At 73.0% G+C, this 20,812-nt stretch carries 19 protein-coding genes; 17 read left to right on the top strand and 2 right to left on the bottom strand.

Annotated elements, in window-relative coordinates; all coding sequences use genetic code 11:
* Positions 1-43 precede the first annotated feature (43 nt).
* The 9 genes from ABTZ91_RS08260 to ABTZ91_RS08300 all read left to right on the top strand — a co-directional run bounded on the left by ABTZ91_RS08260 (position 44) and on the right by ABTZ91_RS08300 (position 10,725).
* Positions 44-1,711: an ABC transporter substrate-binding protein gene (locus tag ABTZ91_RS08260; RefSeq protein WP_352076318.1), complete on the top strand. Its 1,668-nt coding sequence runs from the start codon at positions 44-46 to the stop codon at positions 1,709-1,711.
* A gap of 100 nt (positions 1,712-1,811) precedes the next feature.
* A complete protein-coding gene (locus tag ABTZ91_RS08265; RefSeq protein WP_352076319.1) occupies positions 1,812-2,807 on the top strand; it encodes an ABC transporter permease in 996 nt (331 codons plus the stop codon).
* Positions 2,807-3,769 (top strand): ABC transporter permease, encoded by a 963-nt coding sequence (locus tag ABTZ91_RS08270; RefSeq protein WP_352076320.1) that lies wholly within the window; start codon positions 2,807-2,809, stop codon positions 3,767-3,769. The genes ABTZ91_RS08265 and ABTZ91_RS08270 overlap by 1 nt, the downstream gene beginning before the upstream one ends.
* A 4-nt stretch (positions 3,770-3,773) precedes the next feature.
* Positions 3,774-4,766, top strand: a complete 993-nt coding sequence (locus ABTZ91_RS08275) for an ABC transporter ATP-binding protein (protein WP_352076321.1) — start codon at positions 3,774-3,776, stop codon at positions 4,764-4,766.
* On the top strand, positions 4,763-6,172 hold the full coding sequence (locus ABTZ91_RS08280; protein WP_352076322.1) for an oligopeptide/dipeptide ABC transporter ATP-binding protein: 1,410 nt from the start codon (positions 4,763-4,765) through the stop codon (positions 6,170-6,172). The genes ABTZ91_RS08275 and ABTZ91_RS08280 overlap by 4 nt, the downstream gene beginning before the upstream one ends.
* Positions 6,173-6,778: 606 nt before the next feature.
* Positions 6,779-7,456, top strand: a complete 678-nt coding sequence (locus ABTZ91_RS08285) for a trimeric intracellular cation channel family protein (RefSeq protein WP_345485480.1) — start codon at positions 6,779-6,781, stop codon at positions 7,454-7,456.
* A 23-nt stretch (positions 7,457-7,479) separates the two neighbouring features.
* A complete protein-coding gene (locus ABTZ91_RS08290) occupies positions 7,480-8,361 on the top strand; it encodes a thioesterase family protein (RefSeq protein WP_352076323.1) in 882 nt (293 codons plus the stop codon).
* Positions 8,362-8,394: 33 nt separating this feature from the next.
* Positions 8,395-9,351: a WYL domain-containing protein gene (locus tag ABTZ91_RS08295; RefSeq protein ID WP_352076324.1), complete on the top strand. Its 957-nt coding sequence runs from the start codon at positions 8,395-8,397 to the stop codon at positions 9,349-9,351.
* A 210-nt stretch (positions 9,352-9,561) separates the two neighbouring features.
* Entirely contained in the window at positions 9,562-10,725 is a 1,164-nt protein-coding gene (locus ABTZ91_RS08300; protein WP_352076325.1) for a cysteine desulfurase family protein, read from the top strand.
* A gap of 255 nt (positions 10,726-10,980) precedes the next feature.
* Here ABTZ91_RS08300 and ABTZ91_RS08305 read toward each other — a convergent pair whose 3' ends face one another.
* Entirely contained in the window at positions 10,981-11,667 is a 687-nt protein-coding gene (locus tag ABTZ91_RS08305) for an N-acetylmuramoyl-L-alanine amidase (RefSeq protein WP_352076399.1), read from the bottom strand.
* Between the two features lie 61 nt (positions 11,668-11,728).
* Here ABTZ91_RS08305 and mnmA point away from each other — a divergent pair, with 61 nt between their 5' ends.
* On the top strand, positions 11,729-12,883 hold the full coding sequence (mnmA, locus tag ABTZ91_RS08310) for a tRNA 2-thiouridine(34) synthase MnmA (RefSeq protein ID WP_352076326.1): 1,155 nt from the start codon (positions 11,729-11,731) through the stop codon (positions 12,881-12,883).
* Positions 12,884-12,938: 55 nt separating this feature from the next.
* Here the strand turns inward: mnmA and ABTZ91_RS08315 are convergent, their stop codons facing one another.
* Entirely contained in the window at positions 12,939-13,535 is a 597-nt protein-coding gene (locus ABTZ91_RS08315; RefSeq protein ID WP_352076327.1) for an alpha/beta hydrolase, read from the bottom strand.
* 96 nt (positions 13,536-13,631) lie between these two features.
* Here ABTZ91_RS08315 and ABTZ91_RS08320 point away from each other — a divergent pair, with 96 nt between their 5' ends.
* From ABTZ91_RS08320 to ABTZ91_RS08350, 7 genes are all read left to right on the top strand, one after another.
* Positions 13,632-14,168: a TIGR00730 family Rossman fold protein gene (locus tag ABTZ91_RS08320; protein WP_352076328.1), complete on the top strand. Its 537-nt coding sequence runs from the start codon at positions 13,632-13,634 to the stop codon at positions 14,166-14,168.
* A 153-nt stretch (positions 14,169-14,321) separates the two neighbouring features.
* Positions 14,322-14,669 carry a hypothetical protein gene (locus ABTZ91_RS08325; RefSeq protein ID WP_352076329.1) on the top strand — a complete coding sequence of 116 codons (348 nt, stop codon included), beginning with the start codon at positions 14,322-14,324 and terminating at the stop codon, positions 14,667-14,669.
* On the top strand, positions 14,666-16,441 hold the full coding sequence (locus ABTZ91_RS08330; protein ID WP_352076330.1) for an alpha/beta hydrolase: 1,776 nt from the start codon (positions 14,666-14,668) through the stop codon (positions 16,439-16,441). The genes ABTZ91_RS08325 and ABTZ91_RS08330 overlap by 4 nt, the downstream gene beginning before the upstream one ends.
* A 98-nt stretch (positions 16,442-16,539) precedes the next feature.
* The gene (locus ABTZ91_RS08335) at positions 16,540-16,998 is read left to right on the top strand and encodes a hypothetical protein (RefSeq protein ID WP_352076331.1); all 459 of its coding nucleotides are present in this window, start codon (positions 16,540-16,542) and stop codon (positions 16,996-16,998) included.
* 4 nt (positions 16,999-17,002) lie between these two features.
* Complete coding sequence (locus ABTZ91_RS08340; RefSeq protein WP_352076332.1) at positions 17,003-17,701, top strand: SDR family oxidoreductase; 699 nt, start codon at positions 17,003-17,005, stop codon at positions 17,699-17,701.
* A gap of 4 nt (positions 17,702-17,705) precedes the next feature.
* Entirely contained in the window at positions 17,706-19,766 is a 2,061-nt protein-coding gene (locus ABTZ91_RS08345; RefSeq protein ID WP_352076333.1) for an AAA family ATPase, read from the top strand.
* Positions 19,763-20,803 carry a methionine synthase gene (locus tag ABTZ91_RS08350; RefSeq protein WP_352076334.1) on the top strand — a complete coding sequence of 347 codons (1,041 nt, stop codon included), beginning with the start codon at positions 19,763-19,765 and terminating at the stop codon, positions 20,801-20,803. Before ABTZ91_RS08345 ends, ABTZ91_RS08350 begins: the two co-directional genes overlap by 4 nt.
* The last annotated feature ends 9 nt before the right edge of the window (positions 20,804-20,812 follow it).

A 20,812-nucleotide genomic window follows, 5' to 3' on the forward strand; every position in this document is an offset into this window, starting at 1 on the left:
TTCGGCCGGTCAAGACCACACATGGCGACCCAGGGGTGGACCCATGCGAATATTCAAGTCCCGGGCGGCCCGGGCTTTGACGGCGGCCCTCACGGTCGGCCTCATCGCCACCGGCTGTGCGAGCGAGCGGGGCAAGGACGGGGACAAGGGGGCGAAGGACACCTTCGTCTTCGGCGCCCCCGGTGACCCGGCCTCCCTCGACCCGTCCCTCGCGGCCGACGGCGAGACCTTCCGGGTCACCCGTCAGGCCTTCGAAGCACTCCTTGAGCACGAGTCGGGAGGCAGCAAGCTCGTCGGCGGTCTCGCCGAGACCTGGTCGAGCAACCCCCAGGGCACGGTCTGGACGTTCAACCTGCGCAAGGGCGTCAAGTTCCACGACGGCGAGGCGTTCAACGCCGCCGCGGTCTGCGCGAACTACGACCACTGGTTCAACTGGAAGGGCACCTACCAGTCCAGCGCGATCTCCACCTACTGGCAGGACATCATGGGTGGCTTCGCGAAGAACGAGGACAAGGAGGCCCCGCCGCCGAACTACAAGTCCTGCACGGCCAAGGACGAGAACACGGCGGTCATCGAGGTCCTCACGCCCTCCGCCAACCTGCCCGGCGGCTTCTCCCTCCAGGCCCTCGCGATCCACTCGCCGAAGGCGATCAAGGAGTACGAGAAGCAGGCGGCGACCGCCAAGGGCGACGCCATCACGTACCCCAAGTACAGCCAGGAGGCCGGCACGGTCGCCGGCACCGGCCCGTACAAGATCACGAAGTGGAACAAGGGCAACAAGGAAGTCTCCCTGACCCGCTTCGACGACTACTGGGGCGAGAAGGCCAAGGTGAAGAACCTGGTCATCCGCACCATCGACACCGAGGACGCCCGCCGTCAGGCGCTGCAGGCCGGTGACATCGACGGCTACGACCTGGTCGCGCCCGCCGACATCAAGACCCTCGAGAGCGCCGGCTTCAAGGTCCCGACCCGTGACGTCTTCAACCTGCTCTACCTCGGTATGACGCAGACGAAGAACCCGGCACTGCAGAAGCCCGCGGTCCGCCAGGCCATCGCGCACGCCGTCGACCGCGAGAACATCGTCAAGACGCAGCTGCCCGAGGGCGGCAAGGTCGCGACCCAGTTCATGCCCGACACGGTCGCCGGCTACTCCGAGAACGTGAAGAAGTACCCCTTCGACACGGCCAAGGCCAAGCAGCTCCTCGCCTCCGCCGGTGCGAGCAACCTCTCCATCGAGATGTGCTACCCGACCGAGGTCACCCGCCCGTACATGCCGGCGCCGCAGGACATCTTCGAGCTGATCAAGGCCGACCTGGAGAAGGCCGGCATCAAGGTCACCCCGAAGCCGCTGAAGTGGAACCCGGACTACCTGGACGCGGTCGAGGCCGGCTCCTGCGCCCTGCACATGCTCGGCTGGACCGGTGACTTCAACGACGGCTACAACTTCATCGGCACCTGGTTCGCCGAGCCCGACAAGCAGTGGGGCTTCAAGGACGACAAGGTCTTCAACGCGGTCAAGGCGGGCTCGCTCCAGGGCGACCCGGCCAAGCGCACCGACCTGTACAAGGCCGCCAACGAGGCCATCATGGAGTACCTGCCCGGTCTCCCGCTGACCTCCTCGCCGCCCGCCATCGCGTTCGGCAAGAACGTCAACCCGCCGAAGGTCTCCCCGCTGACGCAGGAGAACTTCGCCGAGGCCTCCTTCAAGTAGCCGAGGAAACACCGCCTGAGGTCCGCCCGGCCACGGAAAACCACGTGGCCGGGCGGACCCGCATCCGACTCCCGTACAACGCAAGAAAGGGGCACGCGGGGTGTTGCGACTCGTCGTACGACGACTTCTCCAGCTGATACCCACCCTGCTCGGCCTGTCGGTTCTGCTCTTCGTCTGGCTGAACCGACTGCCCGGCGGACCCGCCTCAGCGATCCTGGGCGAGCGGGCGACCGAAGCCGACGTGGCGCGCATCAACCGGGCGCTGGGACTCGACCAGCCGCTCTACGTCCAGTACGGACGCTTCCTCAAGCGGCTCTTCGAACTCGACCTCGGCACCTCCGTGCAGACCGGACAGCCCGTCTGGGACGAGTTCCTGCTGCGCTTCCCCGCCACGGTGGAGCTCAGCCTCGCCGCCATGTTCATCGCCGTCGTCGTCGGCATCCCGCTCGGCTACCTCGCCGCCCGCAAGCGCGGCGGCTGGCTCGACGTGGCCTCCGTCTCCGGCTCGCTCGTCGGCATCTGCATCCCGGTCTTCTTCCTGGCCCAGCTGCTCAAGGGCGCCTTCGGCGGCATCTTCGGCACCTACGGCCGCCAGTCCACCGGCCTCGACGCCACCAGCGTGACCGGCTTCGCCGTCCTCGACGGCGTGCTCACCGGCGAGTTCGACGCCGCCTGGGACGCCCTCATGCACCTGGTGCTGCCCGGCATCGCGCTGGCCACCATCCCGCTCGCGGTCATCGTGCGCATGACCCGCGCCAGCGTCCTGGAGGTCCTCGGCGAGGACTACATCCGCACCGCCGAGTCCAAGGGCCTGGAGCGCCGGGTCGTGCGCGGCCGGCACATTTTGCGCAACGCGATGCTGCCCGTGGTCACCGCCGTCGGCCTGCTCACCGGAAGCCTGCTGTCCGGCGCCGTCCTCACCGAGTCCGTCTTCTCCTTCGGCGGCATCGGCTCCTTCATCCGTACCGCCATCGACGCCCGCGACTACCCCGTGCTCGTCGGCTTCATCATGTTCATCGCGATGGTGTACGTCCTGATCAACCTGCTGGTGGATCTCGCGTACAGCGTCATCGATCCGAGGGTGCGGGTGCACTGATGAGCCTGGTATCCACCAACACGTCCAAGATCGACCGGCTCGCGCAGCTCACCGCCAGGACCGAGACGGCGAGCGGCGCCAGCCTGTGGCGCGAGGCGATGCGCCGGCTGCGCGCCAGCAAGATGGCCGTCATCGGCGCCGTGATCATCGCGGCCTTCGTCCTGGTCGCGATCGTCGGCCCCTGGATCGCCCCGCACGCGCCGACCGACCAGACCTGGCGCGGCGAGGTCTTCCCCAACCGCGGCCAGTTCGTCGGCGCCCGCGGCGAGAACTGGTTCGGCCTGGACCACCTGGGCCGCGACATGTTCTCCCGGATGCTGGTGGGCGCGCGCCAGACGCTGCTCGTCGGCGTCGTCTCCATGCTCATCGGCCTGCTCGTCGGTGCCCTGGTCGGCGCCGTGTCGGGCGCCGCCGCCACCCTCGGCGGGAAGGCGGGACGACGGTTCGACAACGCGATCATGCGCGTCACCGACATCATGCTGGCGCTGCCCTCGCTGCTGCTCGCCGTGTCGATCGCCGCGGTCATGGGCCAGTCCCTCACCACCGTGATGATCGCCGTCGGTGTCGTACAGATCCCGATCTTCGCCCGCCTGCTGCGCGGCTCGATGCTCGCCCAGGGCGGCAGCGACTACGTCCTCGCCGCCCGCTCCCTCGGCATCCGCAAGCGGCGCATCGTCCTCACCCAGATCCTGCCGAACTCGCTGAGCCCGGTGATCGTCCAGGCCACCCTCAGCCTCGCCACCGCCATCATCGAGGCCGCGGCGCTGTCCTACCTCGGCCTCGGCAACCCCGACCCGGCGGTCCCGGAGTGGGGCGTCATGCTCACCCAGGCGCAGCGGTTCTTCGACAACGCGCCCATGATGTCCGTGTATCCGGCGGTCGGCATCATCATCACGGCCCTCGGCTTCACCCTGCTCGGCGAGGCCATGCGCGAAGCCCTCGACCCGAAGCTGCGAGGTTGATGTCATGCCACTGCTCACCGTGGACGAACTCACCGTCACCTTCGGCGGCCGCGGCCGCAAGGACGTCCGGGCGGTCAACGGCGTCTCCTTCGGCGTCGACCGGGGCCAGGTCGTCGGCCTGGTCGGCGAGTCGGGCTGCGGCAAGTCCGTCACCTCCCTCGCGCTCATGGGACTCCTCCCGGGCAAGGGCGTCACGCTCGGCGGCCGCGCCGACTTCGACGGTACGGACCTGCTGACGCTGAACCCGTCCAGGATGCGCGACCTGCGCGGACGCGAACTGGCGATGATCTTCCAGGACCCGCTGTCCTCGCTGAACCCGGTCATCCCCATCGGCGTCCAGGTCACCGAGATCCTCGAGCGCCACCGGGGCATGAAGGGCGAGGCCGCCCGCAAGGAGGCCGCCCACCTGCTCGACCGGGTCGGCATCCCCGACCCGACCCGCCGCCTCAAGGAGTTCCCGCACCAGCTCTCCGGCGGCATGCGGCAGCGTGCCCTCATCGCCATGGCCGTGGCCTGCGCCCCGCGCCTGCTCATCGCCGACGAGCCGACCACCGCGCTCGACGTCACCATCCAGGCCCAGATCCTCGAACTCCTCAAGGAACTCGTGGACCAGGAGGGCACCGCCCTGCTGATGATCACCCACGACCTGGGTGTCGTCGCCGGCCTGTGCGACCAGGTGAACGTGCTCTACGCCGGCAAGGTCGTCGAGTCCGCCGCCCGCCGCGAGCTGTTCGCCCACCCGACGCACCCGTACACCCACGGCCTGCTCGGCTCCATCCCCCGGCTCGACGCCCCGCGCGGCGAACCGCTCCACCCGATCCGCGGGTCCATCAACGACCAGATCGCCTGGGCCGACGGCTGCGCCTTCGCCCCGCGCTGCGACCGGTACGAGATGGAGTGCCTCACCGGCACCCCCGAACTGACCGAACCACGCGAGGCCGGACACCGCGCCCGCTGCGTCAACCCGGTCCTGGCCACGACGGAGGTCCCGGCATGAGCCTGCTCGAACTCGACGGTGTGAAGGTCCACTTCCCCGTCAAGAAGGGCATCCTCTTCGACCGCACGGTCGGCCACGTCTACGCCGTGGACGGCGTGTCGCTGTCGGTCGAGGCCGGCCAGACGTACGGCCTGGTCGGCGAGTCGGGCTGCGGCAAGACGACGCTGGGCCGCGCGGTGCTGCGCCTGGTCGACCTCACGGACGGCTCCGTCGTCCTCGACGGCACGGACGTGGCCAAGCTCTCCGAGAAGGACCTGCGCTCCTTCCGCCGCCGGCTCCAGATGGTCTTCCAGGACCCGCTGGGCAGCCTCAACCCGCGGCAGAACATCGAGTCGATCCTGAGCGAGGGCATGGCCGCGCACGGGATCGGCGCGAACCAGGACGAGCGGCGGGAGAAGATCCGGGAGATCCTGGCGAAGGTGGGCCTGCCCACCAACGCGCTGTCCCGCTACCCGCACGAGTTCTCCGGCGGTCAGCGCCAGCGCATCGGCATCGCCCGCGCCCTGGTGCTCGAACCGGACGTCATCATCTGCGACGAGCCGGTCTCGGCCCTCGACGTCTCCATCCAGGCCCAGGTCATCAACCTCCTGGAGGAACTCCAGGAGTCCATGGGCCTGACCTACCTGGTCATCGCCCACGACCTCGCGGTGGTCCGCCACATCTCGGACGTCATCGGCGTGATGTACCTCGGCTCGCTGGTGGAGGAGGCCCCGAGCGACGCGCTGTACGCGGAGCCGATGCACCCCTACACCAAGGCCCTGATGTCCGCGGTCCCGGTCCCGGACCCGGAGGTCGAGGACCGCCGCGAACGCATCCTCCTCCACGGCGACCTCCCCTCCCCGGCCAACCCCCCGACCGGCTGCCGCTTCCACACCCGCTGCCCCTGGAAGCAGGACACCCTCTGCGCCACGGACCGCCCGGAACTGCGGGACGCCGGCAACGGCCACAAGGTCGCCTGCCACTTCGCGAAGGAGATCCACGAGGGCACCCTGAGCATCACCCCGACCTCGGAGGCGGTCGTGCTTCCGGCACAGGCGACGGGGGAGCCGGGGGAGGGGGCGGACGCGGTCGACGGGGGGTCGGCGGGCGTGAAGGCGGAGGCCGGACCGGTCGGTGCGGTGTCGGCGGGCGCGGCGGAGGCTGGGCCGGTCGGTGCGGGGCCGGGGGGTGCCAAGGCGACGGGCGCGGCGGGTACCGCGGCCGGGCCGGAGGCCGCCGAGGGCGGTGAGGCTGAGGCCGCCGAGGGCGGTGAGGCTGAGGCCGCCGAGGGCGCTGAGGCACCTGCCGAGGCCGGCGCCCCGGAGGACGCGCCGCAGGCGCCGTCTGCCGGGGACCCGGAGCCCGGCGAGGAGCCGCAGTCCGTTGGGGAGCCGGAGCCCTCGAAGGCGGACCCCTCGAAGGCCTGACCCACCGGGCCGCCCTGGCCTGGCCGTTCCCCAAGGCCCCCGCAGCCCCTGGCTGCGGGGGCCTCGGCGTCGGCGTTCGTGGCCTTGCACGGGTCCGGGCGCGGGGAGCACTCTTCCGCTCGGTGACCCTGGGGAGGTCGATCGTCCCCGGCCGGCGGGGGGCCGGAGCCAGGCGGCGCGGGCCGCAGGTGCCGCTGCGGGCGAGGGCGGTTCCCGGACCGGCCCGGCTCGGGGGAGCCGGCAGGTGGCGGCGGTCGGAAGCGGCCGGGCGTGGCCCTGGGCCGCTGCGGCCCGAGCCGGGCCGTACGACGGACCGGGGGCCGGGCCCTGCCCGGCCACGGTCGGCGGTGCCGATACGGCTCCGACGGCCGGTGTGAGGCCGGTGGTGGGCCCGCGGGTGTGGAGGTCGGCGCGGGCGGCGGGCGCGGACGGTTCCCGTCCCGCTCTCCGCTCCGCGCCCGGTCCAGGCCTGCGCCTCCTCGGGGGATCGGGGCGGAGCCCCCGGTCCCGTCAGGGTTTCGGGGAGGGGCGGGGTGGGGGAGACCCCTCGTCCCGCACCCCCACGTGCCGCGCACGCCACCCCGCCCCACCCGGGACAATGGCCCCGTGCTCCACGACCTGTTCAATCCCTCCGTCCAACACGCCCTCGACCTCGTCGGCATCTTCGTCTTCGCGATCTCCGGCGCCCTCCTCGCCGTCCGCAAGAACTTCGACGTCTTCGGCATCGCCGTCCTCGCCGAGGTCACGGCGCTCGGCGGCGGCCTGCTCCGTGACCTCATCATCGGCGCCGTGCCCCCGGCCGCCTTCACGGACCTCGGCTACTTCCTCATGCCGCTCGTCGCGACGGTCCTCGTCTTCTTCCTCCACCCGCAGGTCGAACGCACCCAGGCCGCCGTCAACGTCTTCGACGCGGCGGGTCTCGGTCTGTTCTGCGTGACCGGCACCACCAAGGCGTACGACTACGGCCTCGGCCTCACCTCCTCCGCCGCGCTCGGCCTCGCCACGGCCGTCGGCGGCGGCGTCCTGCGCGACGTGCTCGCCAACGAGGTGCCGTCGCTGCTGCGCTGGGACCGGGACCTGTACGCCGTCCCCGCGATCGTGGGCGCCACGATGGTCGTGCTCAGCATCCGGTTCGACGTGCTCAACGCGTACACCAGCGCCGCCGCCGTCCTCACCGCGTTCGTCCTGCGGCTGCTCGCGATGCGCTACCACTGGCGCGCGCCCCGCGCCTGGAACCGGCGGTCCTCCGCCCGCGAGGAGCCCGAAAAAGCTACCGCTCAGTAGCTAAATCCTGTACCGTCGCCGTCATGAGTACGAGCAGCATCGAGACGGCGAGCGGTACCACGCGCGTGACGACGGGCACCGACGCGACGAGCGAGTTCGACCGCGACACCGCCGTCACCCTCCGCGCCCCCGGCGTCTACGACGCCGAACTCTCCGCGGGCTGGACGATCATCCACGCCGTCAACGGCGGCTACCTCCTCGCCCTCCTCGGTCGCGCGCTCGGCGACCACCTGCCGCACCCGGACCCGTTCACCATCTCGGCGCACTACCTCACGCCCTCGGTGCCGGGCCCCGCCGTGATCCGCACCGAGACCGTCCGCACCGGACGCACCCTCTCCACCGGCCAGGCGTCCCTCCTCCAGTACGCCGAGGACGGCACCGAGGTCGAGCGGATCCGTGTGCTCGCCTCGTACGGAGACCTCGACGCGCTCCCCGACGAGGTCCGCACCTCCGCGACCCCGCCCGAGATCGCCCCGATCGACCAGTGCTTCGGCGCCTCCGACGGGCCCACCCCGCAGATCCCCGGCTCGTCCGCCATCACCGAGCGGCTCGACATCCGGCTCGACCCGGCGACGGTCGGCTGGGCCATCGGGGCTCCCTCCGGCAAGGGCGAGATGCGCGGCTGGTTCGGCCTGGCCGACGGCCGCGAACCGGACCCGCTCTCCCTGCTCCTCACGGTCGACGCCCTGCCGCCGACCTCCTTCGAGCTGGGCCTCAAGGGCTGGACACCCACCGTCGAGCTGACCACCCACGTCCGCTGCCGCCCGGCCCCCGGCCCGCTGCGGGTGTCCATCACCACCCGCAACCTCGCGGGCGGCTTCCTGGAGGAGGACGCCGAGGTCTGGGACAGCGCCGACCGCCTGGTCGCCCAGTCCCGCCAACTGGCCCGCGCCCCGCGCGGCTGACTCGTGTGAGCGGGGCGTGAGAGAGTCCGGTGGGTGAAGTCCGACCGGCTGCTCTCCCTGCTCCTGCTCCTCCAGACCCGGAGGCTCGTGCCGGCGAGCGAGCTCGCCGAACGGCTCGACGTGTCGGTGCGCACGATCTACCGGGACGTCGAGTCGCTCTCCGCCGCCGGCGTACCGGTGTACGCGGAGCGGGGACGGCACGGCGGCATCGCGCTGCTCCCGGGCTACCGCACCGACGTCACCGGGCTCACCGCCGACGAGTCACGGGCCCTGTTCGTCCTCGCCGCCCAGGGCGCCCATGCCGCGCTCGGCCTCGACGAGGCACTCGGCTCGGCGCTGCGCAAGGTGATGGCCGCCCTGCCCGCCCCGCACCGGCCGGCCGCCGAACTCACCAGCCGCCGCATCCTGGTCGATCCGGACCGCTGGATGAGCGGGCCGCGCGCCGACGTCGACCTCGACGTCCTCAACCGGGGCGTGTTCGCCGACCGCCGGCTCGCCCTGACCTACCGCGGCAGCGGGGCTCCCGCGCCGAAGACGTACACCGTCGACCCGTACGGACTCGTGGTGAAGGCCGGCGTCTGGTACCTCGTCGCCGACCACGAGGCCGAACCCCGGCTCTTCCGCGCCGACCGCGTCCACCGCGCCGAGCTCCTCGACGAGCCCGTCCGGCGCCGGCCCGGCGTCGAACTCGCCGACGTCTGGGACCTCCTGCGCACCCGCGTCGAGCACCGCCCGGCGGACATCACCGTCACCGCCCGCGTCCACCGCGACCGCTACGACCGCTTCCTGCGCCTGCACGGCGACCGGCTCACCGCCCCGCCCCCGCCGCACCCGAGGGAGGAGTGGACCACCCTCGAACTGGGCTTCGCGGAACTCGGCGAACTCCGCCCGCTGCTCGCCATGGGCGCCAGTCTGGAGGTCCTGGCCCCACCGGAGGCCCGCGCCTACGTCGCGGAGGTCGCCATGGAGACCGCCGCTCTCTACAGGTGAACCGGATCCCAGATCCGAAGGGGCATCTGGATCCTGTATCCCCTATCCCGAGGGCTACTGGATCCAAAATCCAACATCCGAAGGCCCTCCGAAGGCGCACCGGATCCCATGTCCAGACACACATCGGATCCGATATCCGAAAGCGAACCGGATACTGGATCCGGCCAGGCGACGGAGACACCCGCGCCGCCTCGTAGAATCGTTCCCACCATGGCTTACCTCGACCACGCCGCGACCACGCCCATGCTGCCCGAGGCGATCGAGGCGATGACCGCCCAGCTCGCCGTCACGGGCAACGCCTCCTCGCTGCACGCGGCCGGCCGTCGCGCCCGGCGGACCGTCGAGGAGGCCCGCGAGACGCTCGCGGGGGCGCTCGGGGCCCGGCCCAGCGAGGTCGTCTTCACCTCCGGCGGCACCGAGGCCGACAACCTCGCCGTGAAGGGCCTCTTCTGGGCCCGACGGGCCGCCGACCCGCGCCGCACCCGCGTCCTGGCCAGCCCGGTCGAGCACCACGCCGTCCTCGACGCCGTCGACTGGCTCGCCGGCCACGAGGGCGCCACCGTCGAGTACCTGCCCGTCGACCGCCACGGCCGCGTGCACCCCGGGGCCCTGCGCGAGGCGATCGCGCGCGACCCCGCATCCGTCGCCCTCGCCACCGTCATGTGGGCCAACAACGAGATCGGCACCCTCATGCCGATCCGCGAACTCGCCGACGTAGCCGCCGAGTTCGACATCCCCCTGCACGCCGACGCCGTCCAGGCCTTCGGTCAGATTCCGGTCGACTTCGCCGCCTCCGGGCTCGCCGCCATGACCGTTTCCGGCCACAAGATCGGCGGCCCCTACGGCATCGGCGCCCTCCTCCTCGGCCGCGAGTACACCCCCGTACCCGTCCTGCACGGCGGCGGCCAGGAGCGCCACGTCCGCTCCGGCACCCTCGACGTGCCCGCCATCGCCGCCTTCGCCGTCGCCGGCCGGCTCGCCGCCGAGGGCCGCGAGGAGTTCGCCCGCGCCATCGGCGCCCTGCGCGACGAGCTGGTCACCGCCGTCCGGACCGCCGTCCCCGACGCCATCCTCGGCGGCGACCCCGTCGACCGGCTCCCCGCCAACGCCCACTTCACCTTCCCCGGCTGCGAGGGCGACTCCCTGCTGCTGCTCCTCGACGCCGCCGGCATCGAGTGCTCCACCGGCTCCGCCTGCACCGCCGGCATCGCCCAGCCCAGCCACGTGCTGCTCGCCACCGGCACCGACCCGGACCTCGCCCGCGGCACCCTGCGCTTCACCCTCGGCCACACCTCCACCAAGGAGGACGTGACGGCCGTCGCGGAGGCCATCGGCCCCGCCGTCGAACGCGCCCGCACGGCCGGCCTCAGCTGACCCTCACACCCACCGGCCCCGGCCTGACCGATCACACCCACCGGTCCGCCCGGGGGCTGGTCACACCCACCGGTCCCGCCGGGCTGGTCACACCCGACGGTCCGCCCCGGGGCCGGGGACGCCCGCCGGTCCCGCGGGGCCGGTCACACCCGCCGGTCCGCCCGGCCGGTGACGCCCGCCGCCCCCACCCCACCCCACCCCGGCCCGAGCCGACCCACCGGCCGCCCGCTCCCGCCCGCCCCCCTCCCGCGCGTCTCAGCCGGCCGACGGCAGCTTCGCCCGCTCCCGCCGCACCAGCGGCATGTAGCGGTCCCAGTCCCAGTGCGGCCCGGGATCCGTGTGGTCCGTGCCCGGCACCTCCACGTGCCCGATGATGTGCTCCCGGTCCACCGGTATCCCGTAGCGGGCGCAGATGCCGGCCGTCAGCCGCGCCGACGCCTCGTACATCGCCGTCGTGAAGCCCTCGGGCCGATCGACGAATCCCTCGTGCTCGATGCCGACGCTCCGCTCGTTCATGTCCCGGTTCCCGGCGTGGAAGGCCACGTCGAGCTCCCGGATCATCTGCGCGACGTGCCCGTCCTTGCGGACGACGTAGTGGGTGGCAGCCCCGTGCCCCGGGTCCTTGAAGACCTTCACGGCGGTGGCATAGCTGCCCTGCACCACATGGATCACCACCCGGTCGATCACGAAGTCGTCCGGGCGGTCGGCCCGCCGCCAGTTCGCCCGCGAGGCCCCCGCCCACTCGGCGCCCTTGTGGTCAAGCTCGCCCTCGACCCGGTCCTTCTCCGTCCCCGGCAGCCGCCACCAGAAGCGGGCCAGCTCCTCGCGCGCGAGCGCGACCGTGCCGACCACCGCGACCGTGCCGCCGACCAGGAACGCCCGCCGCCCCGTGCCGCGGCCCGCACCCCGCCCGCCGGCCCTGCCCCTCGCCTTTTTCCCCATGTGATCGAGAACGCTCACTCGTACGGCCCCGGTTCCCCGCGCCCCGTACCCTGGTAGGGCTATGACTCAGACTCCGCCGCAGCGCCCCCACCCCCGCCCCCTCCGGGTACTCGCCGCCATGTCCGGCGGAGTGGACTCCGCCGTCGCCGCCGCCCGCGCCGTCGAGGCCGGCCACGACGTCACCGGCGTGCACCTGGCGCTCTCCGCGAACCCGCAGTCCTTCCGCACCGGAGCGCGGGGCTGCTGCACCATCGAGGACTCCCGCGACGCCCGCCGCGCCGCCGACGTCATCGGCATCCCGTTCTACGTGTGGGACCTCGCCGAGCGCTTCCGCGAGGACGTCGTGGCGGACTTCGTCTCCGAGTACGAGGCGGGCCGCACGCCCAACCCGTGCCTGCGCTGCAACGAGAAGATCAAGTTCGCCGCCCTGCTCGACAAGGCGCTCGCCCTCGGCTTCGACGCCGTCTGCACCGGCCACTACGCGAGCGTGGTGCTGCGCGAGGACGGCACCCGCGAGCTGCACCGGGCCTCCGACATGGCCAAGGACCAGTCGTACGTCCTCGGCGTCCTCGACGAGAAGCAGCTGGCGCACGCCATGTTCCCGCTCGGCGACACCCTCACCACCAAGGACGAGATCCGCGCGGAGGCGGAGCGGCGCGGCCTCGCGGTGGCGAAGAAGCCCGACAGCCACGACATCTGCTTCATCGCCGACGGCGACACCCAGGGCTTCCTCGCCTCCCACCTGGGCACGGCGGAGGGCGACATCGTCGACGAGTCCGGTACGAAGGTGGGCACCCACCAGGGCGCGTACGGCTTCACCATCGGCCAGCGCAAGGGCCTGCGCATCGGGCACCCCGCCCCGGACGGAAAGCCGCGCTACGTCCTCGACATCTCGCCGGTGAACAACACCGTCACCGTCGGCCCCGCCGAGGCCCTGGACGTCACCGCCCTGACCGCCATCAGGCCCCGCTGGTGCGGCACCGCCCCCGAGGGCCCCGGCCGCTACACCGCCCAGCTCCGCGCCCACGGCGGCGAGACGCCGGTGAGCGCCGAGATGACCGACGGGCAGCTGCACGTCACCTTCGACGAGCCCGTCCGGGGCGTCGCCCCGGGCCAGGCCATCGTGCTCTACGACGGCACGCGCGTGGTGGGCTCGGCGACGATCGCGACGACGGTCCGCCGCACGGCCCCGGCCGCGGCGCCCGCCCAGGGGTGAGCCGGGCCCCGACCCACCCCACGGCCCGAGCGCGGAGCACCCCGGCCGCCCGGGGTCACACCCCGGCGGGCTCCTGCGCGTAGAAGTCCGCCAGCACCGGGGCGAGCACGTGCGGGGCCACCTCGTGCGTCTGGCCGGTGAGCGTCCGGTGCCGCCCGCGCGGGACGGACGCCGCGACCGTACGGGCCGCCCGCCGCGTCCAGGCCGGGCTCGCGCCCCCGTCGACCACCAGCACGCGCGCGTGCACCCGTCCGAGCCGGTCGGCCTGCTCCGCGCCGTACGGCGGCTCGTACACGGACACCGGCCCGACCGGCACCCCGGCCGCGGCGGCGGCCAGCGCGAGGGCACCGCCGGACGCCGTCCCGTGCACCGTCGCCGTACCGTCCGTGTCGCCCACCGCGTCCACGAGCGCCGCCAGGTCGTCGATCTCCCGCTCCAGGCAGTCCGCGGCGGCGCGCCGGTCGTACGCGACGACCGAGAAGCGCCGGGCGAGCAGCCCGGCCAGCGGCCGCTCGCCGCCGACCGCCCCGGGCGCCCCGCTCACCAGGATCACCGGCGGCCCGTCCCCGTACCGCTCGTAGGCGATCCGCGTCCCGTCCTGCGACCTGACCAGGCCCCGGGCCCGGCAGAGAGTGGTCTTCACCTCGTCCATGGAAGGGCAGACCGGAGCGGCCGCGGGAACTCATCGCTCACAGGGGCAACTTCCGAAAAAATCCCGCTGTCGGTGCGACGGCCTACCGTGGAGCGCATGAACATCTGCGTCTTCCTGTCCGCCGCCGACCTCGACGAGCGCTACACGGCCCCCGCCCGCGACTTCGCCACCCGCCTCGGCAAGGCCGGCCACACCCTGGTCTGGGGCGGGTCCGACACCGGCCTCATGAAGGTCGTCGCGGACGCCGCCGAGGAGGCCGGCGGACGCCTGGTCGGCGTCTCGGTGGACTTCCTCGCGGCCAAGGCCCGCCCGGTCGCCGACGAGATGCTCTTCGCCAAGGACCTCGCCGAGCGCAAGGCCCTCCTCCTCGCCCGGTCCGACGCCGTCGTGATCATGGTCGGCGGCACCGGCACCCTCGACGAGGCCACCGAGATCCTGGAACTGAAGAAGCACGGCCGCCACACCAAGCCCGTCGTCCTCCTCAACGCGGCCGGCTTCTACGACGGCCTGAAGACCCAGTTCCGCCGCATGGAGGAAGAGGGCTTCCTGCCGGTCCCGCTGAGCGACCTGGTCTTCTTCGCGGAGGACGGGGCGGAGGCGCTGGCGTATCTGGAGTCGTGGGGGCGGAGCTGACGATCTGCGCCCGCAACGACCGCTCGCACGCCCGTACGGCCGACTGTGCAGGTCCGATGGCGGGAAGTCTTCGCGACTGCGTACGAATGGACGTGGCTGCGCTAGCCTCCTCGACCTGAGCGACGACGGATCGCAGTCGAGAGCGGGGGAGTCGTGTCCCATGCGGTGCGATGGCAGCAGTTGTCCGGACCGAGCGGCGGTGCCGGGGAACTGAAACACAGCGGCGGGCCCTGGACCCGTGCCTCCGCCACCGCCGCCGAACTCCGTACCAGCGCCGAGACCAGTCGTTCCGCCCTCGGCCGCGGCCACGAGGGCATCGCGACCGGCGGCGCCGGACTGACCGCCGTCGCGGCACTCGCCGGCTTACGGAAGTCGTGGGAGGAGCGGCTCACGGCCGTACGCGACGAGTGCGAGGCCCTGCGCGGCATCCTGCTCACCGTGGCCAAGGAGATGGGCGAGACCGACACCGCTGTCGGGAACTCCTTCGCGGGGCGGCGATGAGCGGGTCCGTCCTCACCTGGCGGCAGCTCAGGGACCTCAGGCTCGCGGAGTTCGAGCAGGCGGGCGACACCTGGCACCAGGTGTCGGGCCGCGCGGACGCCGATCGTGTACGGGTCGACCGCGCGATGTCCGCCAAGCTCCGCGAGACCCAGCAGAGCGAGTCGGCCGAGGCCGCCCTCGGCAGGCTCCAGCGCCTGAGCCGCAACTTCCAGTACCTGCACACCGAGTGCGGTCTCACCCGCACCGCGCTCAACGGCCTGGCCGGCGACCTCGCCGAGCCCCAGCGCCAGTTGCGGCTGGCCCTGGAGGAGGCCGGTGCCCTGAGGTTCACCGTCCACGAGGACGGCTCCGTCGCCTACCCCGCCGCGCCCGTCCGGACCGCGCTGGGAGACCAGGAGGCCCCCGGCGGCCGGGCCCGCGGCCGTCTCCTCCAACAACGCTCGCCCTTCGACGACTCCGCCCCGTTCGGGCAGCTCAACCCACATGCCGAGAAGGCCCAGGACATCGCGGACCGTATCGGGCGCGCGGTCCTCGCCGCCGCCTCCATCGACGCCCGGTACGCCCGAACCCTGGAGGGCCTGCGCGCGGCCCACGGCCTCGACGTCACCGAGGCCACCCTGCGGGACGTCGCCGGGGACACCGCCGCCGTCCGCGACGCCGCCGGACACCATCTCGCGGACGGCGTCCCCGCGGATGGCAGCCCCGCCGAACGCAAGGCCTGGTGGGAGAGCCTGAGCGAGGAGCAGCGCCGCGAGTACCTGGACATCGCCCCGGACCTGATCGGCAACCTGGACGGCATCCCCGCCGCCGTACGGGACGAGGCCAACCGGCGCTACCTGCCGCTGCTCATCGATGAGTTGGAGCGGCGGGGCGGTGATGGCGCGGAGAGCAAGCTGGAGGCGCTCCGTATGATCCAGGACAGGTTGGACGAGCCGAGCGCCCCACCGATGTTCCTCCTGGGCATCGGAGCGGAGGGCAACGGCCGCGCGATCGTGGCGTACGGCAACCCGGACACGTCGCGGAACGTCTCGGCGTACGTGCCAGGGCTGGGAACGAAACTGGACGCGGCGTTCGTCGACGAGACGATGATGCGGGCCCAGGACACGGCGATGGGCGCGCGGTCCGTGGACCCGTCCAGCGCCGCCATCGTCTGGCTCGGCTACGACGCGCCCCAACACGGCGACGTGATGCTCACGGGGGACGCCGAGCGGGGAGCCCCCGCGTACAACCGGTTCATGGCCGGCCTCTCCGCGACGAACGACCACGCGGACCCGCACCTGACCGCCATCGGTCACTCCTATGGATCGCTCACCGTGGGCACGGCCGCCCGGCAGTCCGGCGGCATCCCCGGCGTGGACGACGTCATCCTGCTCGGCAGCCCCGGGGTGGGCGTGGACCGGGCGCAGGACCTGGGCGTCGGGAAGGAGCACGTCTTCGTCGGCGCCGCGGACAACGACCCGGTCACCCACCTCCCGTCCCGGACGGAGTCCGCGGTCGGCATGCAGGTCGGCGGTTCCACCGGTGTGCTGCTCGCACGGGACCTCCTCGACCGAGGGAACGACGACGTGTACTTCGGCAAGGACCCCGCGAGCGAGGCGTTCGGGGCACGGCGCTTCAAGGTGGACGACGGACCCCGCATGGTGCGCGACGGGGGCCTGTTCGATGCCCATTCGCAGTACTTCACACGGGACGTGGACGAGGAGTCGGCCAACAACATCGCCCGGATCGTCGCCGGGAAGCCGGACAGGGTCACCACAGAGGAGTACCGATGAAGCGACTGCGGTGGATGGCGGGGGTTGCCGTCGCCGTCACCCTGAGCGGCGCCGTCGTCGCGGGGTGCGGAACACGGGGTGGAGGAGCCGAGACAGACATGAACATGCAGGAGGCGGCAGAGCGGGCGGACGCGATGCTCGACGCGACCATGAGCGCCATCACGCCGGAAGTGCAGTGGGACCACGACACCAACACAGCGCGCAGTTGCTCTCTGACACGGCGTCGAACCGTGACGACCATCATCTCCGAGCAACGGCGCGGCAGTTTCCTCGGCGTGGTCGAGCGGTTCTGGAAGAACCGTGGTTACGAGATCAGTGGGGTCAATCCGGACCGAGAGATGCCGGCGCTGTTCGCGAAGTCACCCGACGGTTTCCAGTTGACGCTGAGCATCGGCTACAAGGGGCAGGCCTTCTTCCAGGTCGCCACCCCCTGCGTCGCCAAATCCCCCGTCGCCGACCCCAGCACCCCACCCAACGGCCCCGCCTACCCCCTCGGCCGGATCCCCACCCCCAACGTCCGCTCACCGTTCTGGTCCGCCCCCGCGCCCCTTCCCTGAGAGCATGTGTCCCATGGCTACACATGTGATCACCGGAGCAGGTTCGGGCATCGGCGCCGCCGTCGCGCGGCGGCTGCACGCGCGGGGGGACGAGCTCGTGCTGCACGCGCGGGACGCCGGGCGGGCCAAGGAGCTGGCCGCGGAGTTTCCCGGGGCACGGACGCTCGTCGGGGACCTGGCGGATCCGGACCGGCTGTCGTGGGCGTTCTCGCACCAGAGCCTGCCCGAGCGGGTGGACACCCTGCTGCACATCGCGGGCGTGGTCGACCTCGGGCCGGTCGGCGAGCTGACCCCCAAGACCTGGCACCACCAGCTCAACGTCAACCTCGTCGCCCCCGCCGAACTGACCCGGCACTTCCTGCCCCAACTGCGCGTCTCCAAGGGACACGTGCTCTTCGTCAACTCCGGCGCCGGGCTCAACGCGAACGCCGAGTGGAGCGCCTACGCCGCCTCCAAGCACGGGCTGAAGGCGCTCGCCGACTCGCTGCGCCACGAGGAGCACGGCAACGGGGTGCGGGTCACCTCCGTCTACCCGGGGCGCACCGCGAGCCCCATGCAGGCGAAGGTGCACCAGCAGGAGGGCAAGGAGTACGACCCCGAGCGCTGGATCGACCCGGAGTCCGTGGCCACCACCATCGTCATGGCGATCGACCTCCCGCGCGACGCCGAGGTGAACGACCTGACCGTGCGCCCCGGGCGCTGAGCCGATGGCGGGGGGCGGGGCCCGGGCCGGGGCCGGGGGAAACGTCGTATCGGGCGGCACGCAGGGGACCGTCGTCCAGGCCGGTCACATCGAGCACCTTGTCGTCCACCAGGCCCCGCCGCCGGCCGACGAGGTCACCGTCGCCCCGCCGTTCGGGCGCCGGGGCACGCCCCTGCGCGGGCGCGAGGACGTGATCACACGGCTGCTCGACGCGTCCGGCACGCACGTGCTGTACGGGCTCGGGGGCGTCGGCAAGACCAGCCTCGCCCTGGAGGTCGCCGACCGCCTCGCCCGGGACGGCGCCCCTGTGTGGTGGGTCGCCGCCCGGGACGCCGGCCGCCTCGCGGGGGGTCTGCGCGCGGTCGGCCGCCGGGTCGGGCTCGGCGAGGAGGAGCTGTCCACGGGCCAGACCGCCGACCTGCTGTGGGAACGGCTCGCCGCCCTCCCCGGCCCCTGGCTCCTCGTCCTCGACAACGCCGACGACCTCGCCCTCCTCGACGGACCCGGCTCCCTCGCCGCCGGTACGGGCTGGGTCCGCGCCCCGGCGGGCGCGGGCGGCCTCGTCCTCGTCACCACCCGCGACGGCGACCCGGCCGCCTGGGGCTCCGGGCCCGTCCTCCATCCGCTCGGCGCGCTGCCCGGGCCCGAGGGCGCCCGGGCGCTCGCCGACCGCGCGAGTCCCGAGGCAGGACCCGCGACGGACGCCGAGCTGCTCGCCGTACGCCTCGGGGGCCTGCCGCTGGCCCTCGACAGCGCCGGACGCTACCTGGCCTCGGTCGCCGAACGCCCCGCGTTCCTCCGCGCGGCCGGCGAGCCCGCCACGTACGCCGCGTATCTCAAGGCCCTCGGCACGGGCGACGTCACCGTCGACGGCGACGGCACCCTCGCCCGGATCTGGGCCATGTCCCTGCGGCTGCTCCGCGACCGCGGCCACACCCGCGCCGAGGAACTGCTCCGCCTCCTCGCCGGCTTCGCCGACGCGCCCGTACCGCTGCGGGTGTTCGCACAGGGCCGGGCCGACATCCCGCCGGGGGAGCTGTGGACCTGCCTCCAGGCCCTGGACCGGCTCGGCCTCGCGTCCCTGCGGACGGACGGCGAGCCGGTGGTCACGCTGCACCCGCTGGTGCGGGACGCGTACCGGGGCGAGCGGGAGCGGTTGTCGGCGGCGCTGGCGCTGGAGCTGAAGAATCCGGAGGAGCTGGAGCCGCTGTGGCCGCTGCTCGTCCCGCACCTCCTCGACGACCTGGGGCCGGACGTGCCCGAGGAGACGTGGGAGGCCGCGGTGTTCGCCGTGCGGTCGCTGGGCGACCGGGGGCTGGTGCACGCGGCGGCGGCCGCCGCCGAAGGAGTGCGCGACGGCCTGGCGGCCGCGCTGACGGACGGGCACCCCCTCGCGCGCGTCGCCCGCGCCGAGTACGGGCGCGCGCTGCTGGGCCTCGGCCGCGACGACGAGGCCCTCGCGGTGCTGAACCTGCTCGTCGACGAGTGTGCCGCCGCCGGCGGCGCGGACAGCCCCTTCGTGCTCCACCTCCGCTACGAACGGGCCCTCGCCTTCCAGCAGGCGGGTGACGTGCCGGCCGCCCTCGCCGAGAACGACGCGCTCCTCGGCGTCCACCTCCGCCTCAAGGGGCCGGACGACCGGGAGACGCTGGCCGTCCGGCACAACCGCGCGATGAACCTCGCGCTCCTCGGGCGGAGGCGGGAGGCGCTCGCCGAACTGGAGACCGTGCTCCTGTCCGAGACCCGGACGATCGGCGGCTGCCACCCGGACACGCTGATCACCCGCGAGAACAGGGCCTGTCTCCTGCGCGGTCTCGGCGAGACCGCGACCGCCCGCGCGGAACTCGAAGAGATCGTGGCCGCCCGGCACCGCCTCTTCGGCCCCGACCATCCGGCGGTCCTGTCCGCCCGGTACAACCTCGCCACCGTCCTGCCACCCGACCGCGTACGCGAGGAACTCACCGCCGTCCTCGACGCCCGCACCCGCGTCCTCGGCCCCGACCACCCCGTCACCCTCGCCACCCGCGAAGTCCTGGAGCGCACGGCACGTACCCTGCCGGAGTGACCGACAACAGCGCCATCAGCCACGACAGCGAGAAGAACGTCTTCCCCTGGGGCCCCGCCACCGGCGTCGGGTCCATGCCCAGCGGGGACGCCCGCGAGGCCGCCAGGACCGTCACCGGGTCCTTCGAGGACTTCCCGTTCCTGGCGGAGCTGCCCGCCCGGGGGCCCGGGGCGGACATGGTCGGGCGGACGATCGGGATGCTCGTCGAGCTGTACGCGCACGTGGAGCCCAGCGGCTGGCGGATCAGCGACCGGCCGGGCCGGGACACCCGGCGGGCCCGGTCGTGGATGGGGGAGGACCTGGACGCCCTGGAGGAGTTCACCCAGGGGTACGAGGGGCCGCTCAAGGTGCAGGCGGTGGGGCCGTGGACGCTGGCCGCGGCCCTGGAGCTGCGCGGCGGCGAGGCGGCCCTCGGGGACCCGGGGGCCTGCCGGGACCTGGCGGCCTCGCTCGCGGAGGGGCTGCGCGGGCACCTCGCCGAGCTCCGCAGGCGTGTCCCGGGCGCCCGGTTGGTGCTCCAGCTCGACGAGCCCTCGCTGACGGCGGTGCTGCGCGGCCAGGTCCGTACCGCCAGCGGCTACCGCACCCACCGGGCGGTGGACCGGCAGGTGGTGGAGGGCGCCCTGCGGGACGTGGTCGCGGTCCACGACGGGCCGGTGGTCGTGCACTCGTGCGCCCCGGACGTGCCGTTCGCGCTGCTGCGCCGGGCCGGGGTCGCGGGTGTGTCGTTCGACTTCGGGCTGCTCACCGAGCGTGACGAGGAGTCGATCGGGGAGGCCGTGGAGGCGGGGACCGTCCTCTTCGCCGGTGTGGTGCCGTCGACGGACCCGGCGTCGGGGGCATTGTCGGACCCGGGCGGTAGCGTCATGGGTGTCAGGACGCTGTGGCGCAGGCTGGGGCTGAATCCGGGGACTCTCGCCGAGTCCGTGGTGATCACCCCGACCTGTGGTCTCGCGGGTGCCTCGCCGGCGTACGCCCGCAAGGCGCTCGCGCACTGCGCCCGGGCGGCACGATCGCTCGCGGACAACCCAGAGTGACGGCAAGGT

Origin of the sequence: Streptomyces sp. NPDC126499, assembly GCF_040302485.1 — a bacterium.
Taxonomy (GTDB): domain Bacteria; phylum Actinomycetota; class Actinomycetes; order Streptomycetales; family Streptomycetaceae; genus Streptomyces.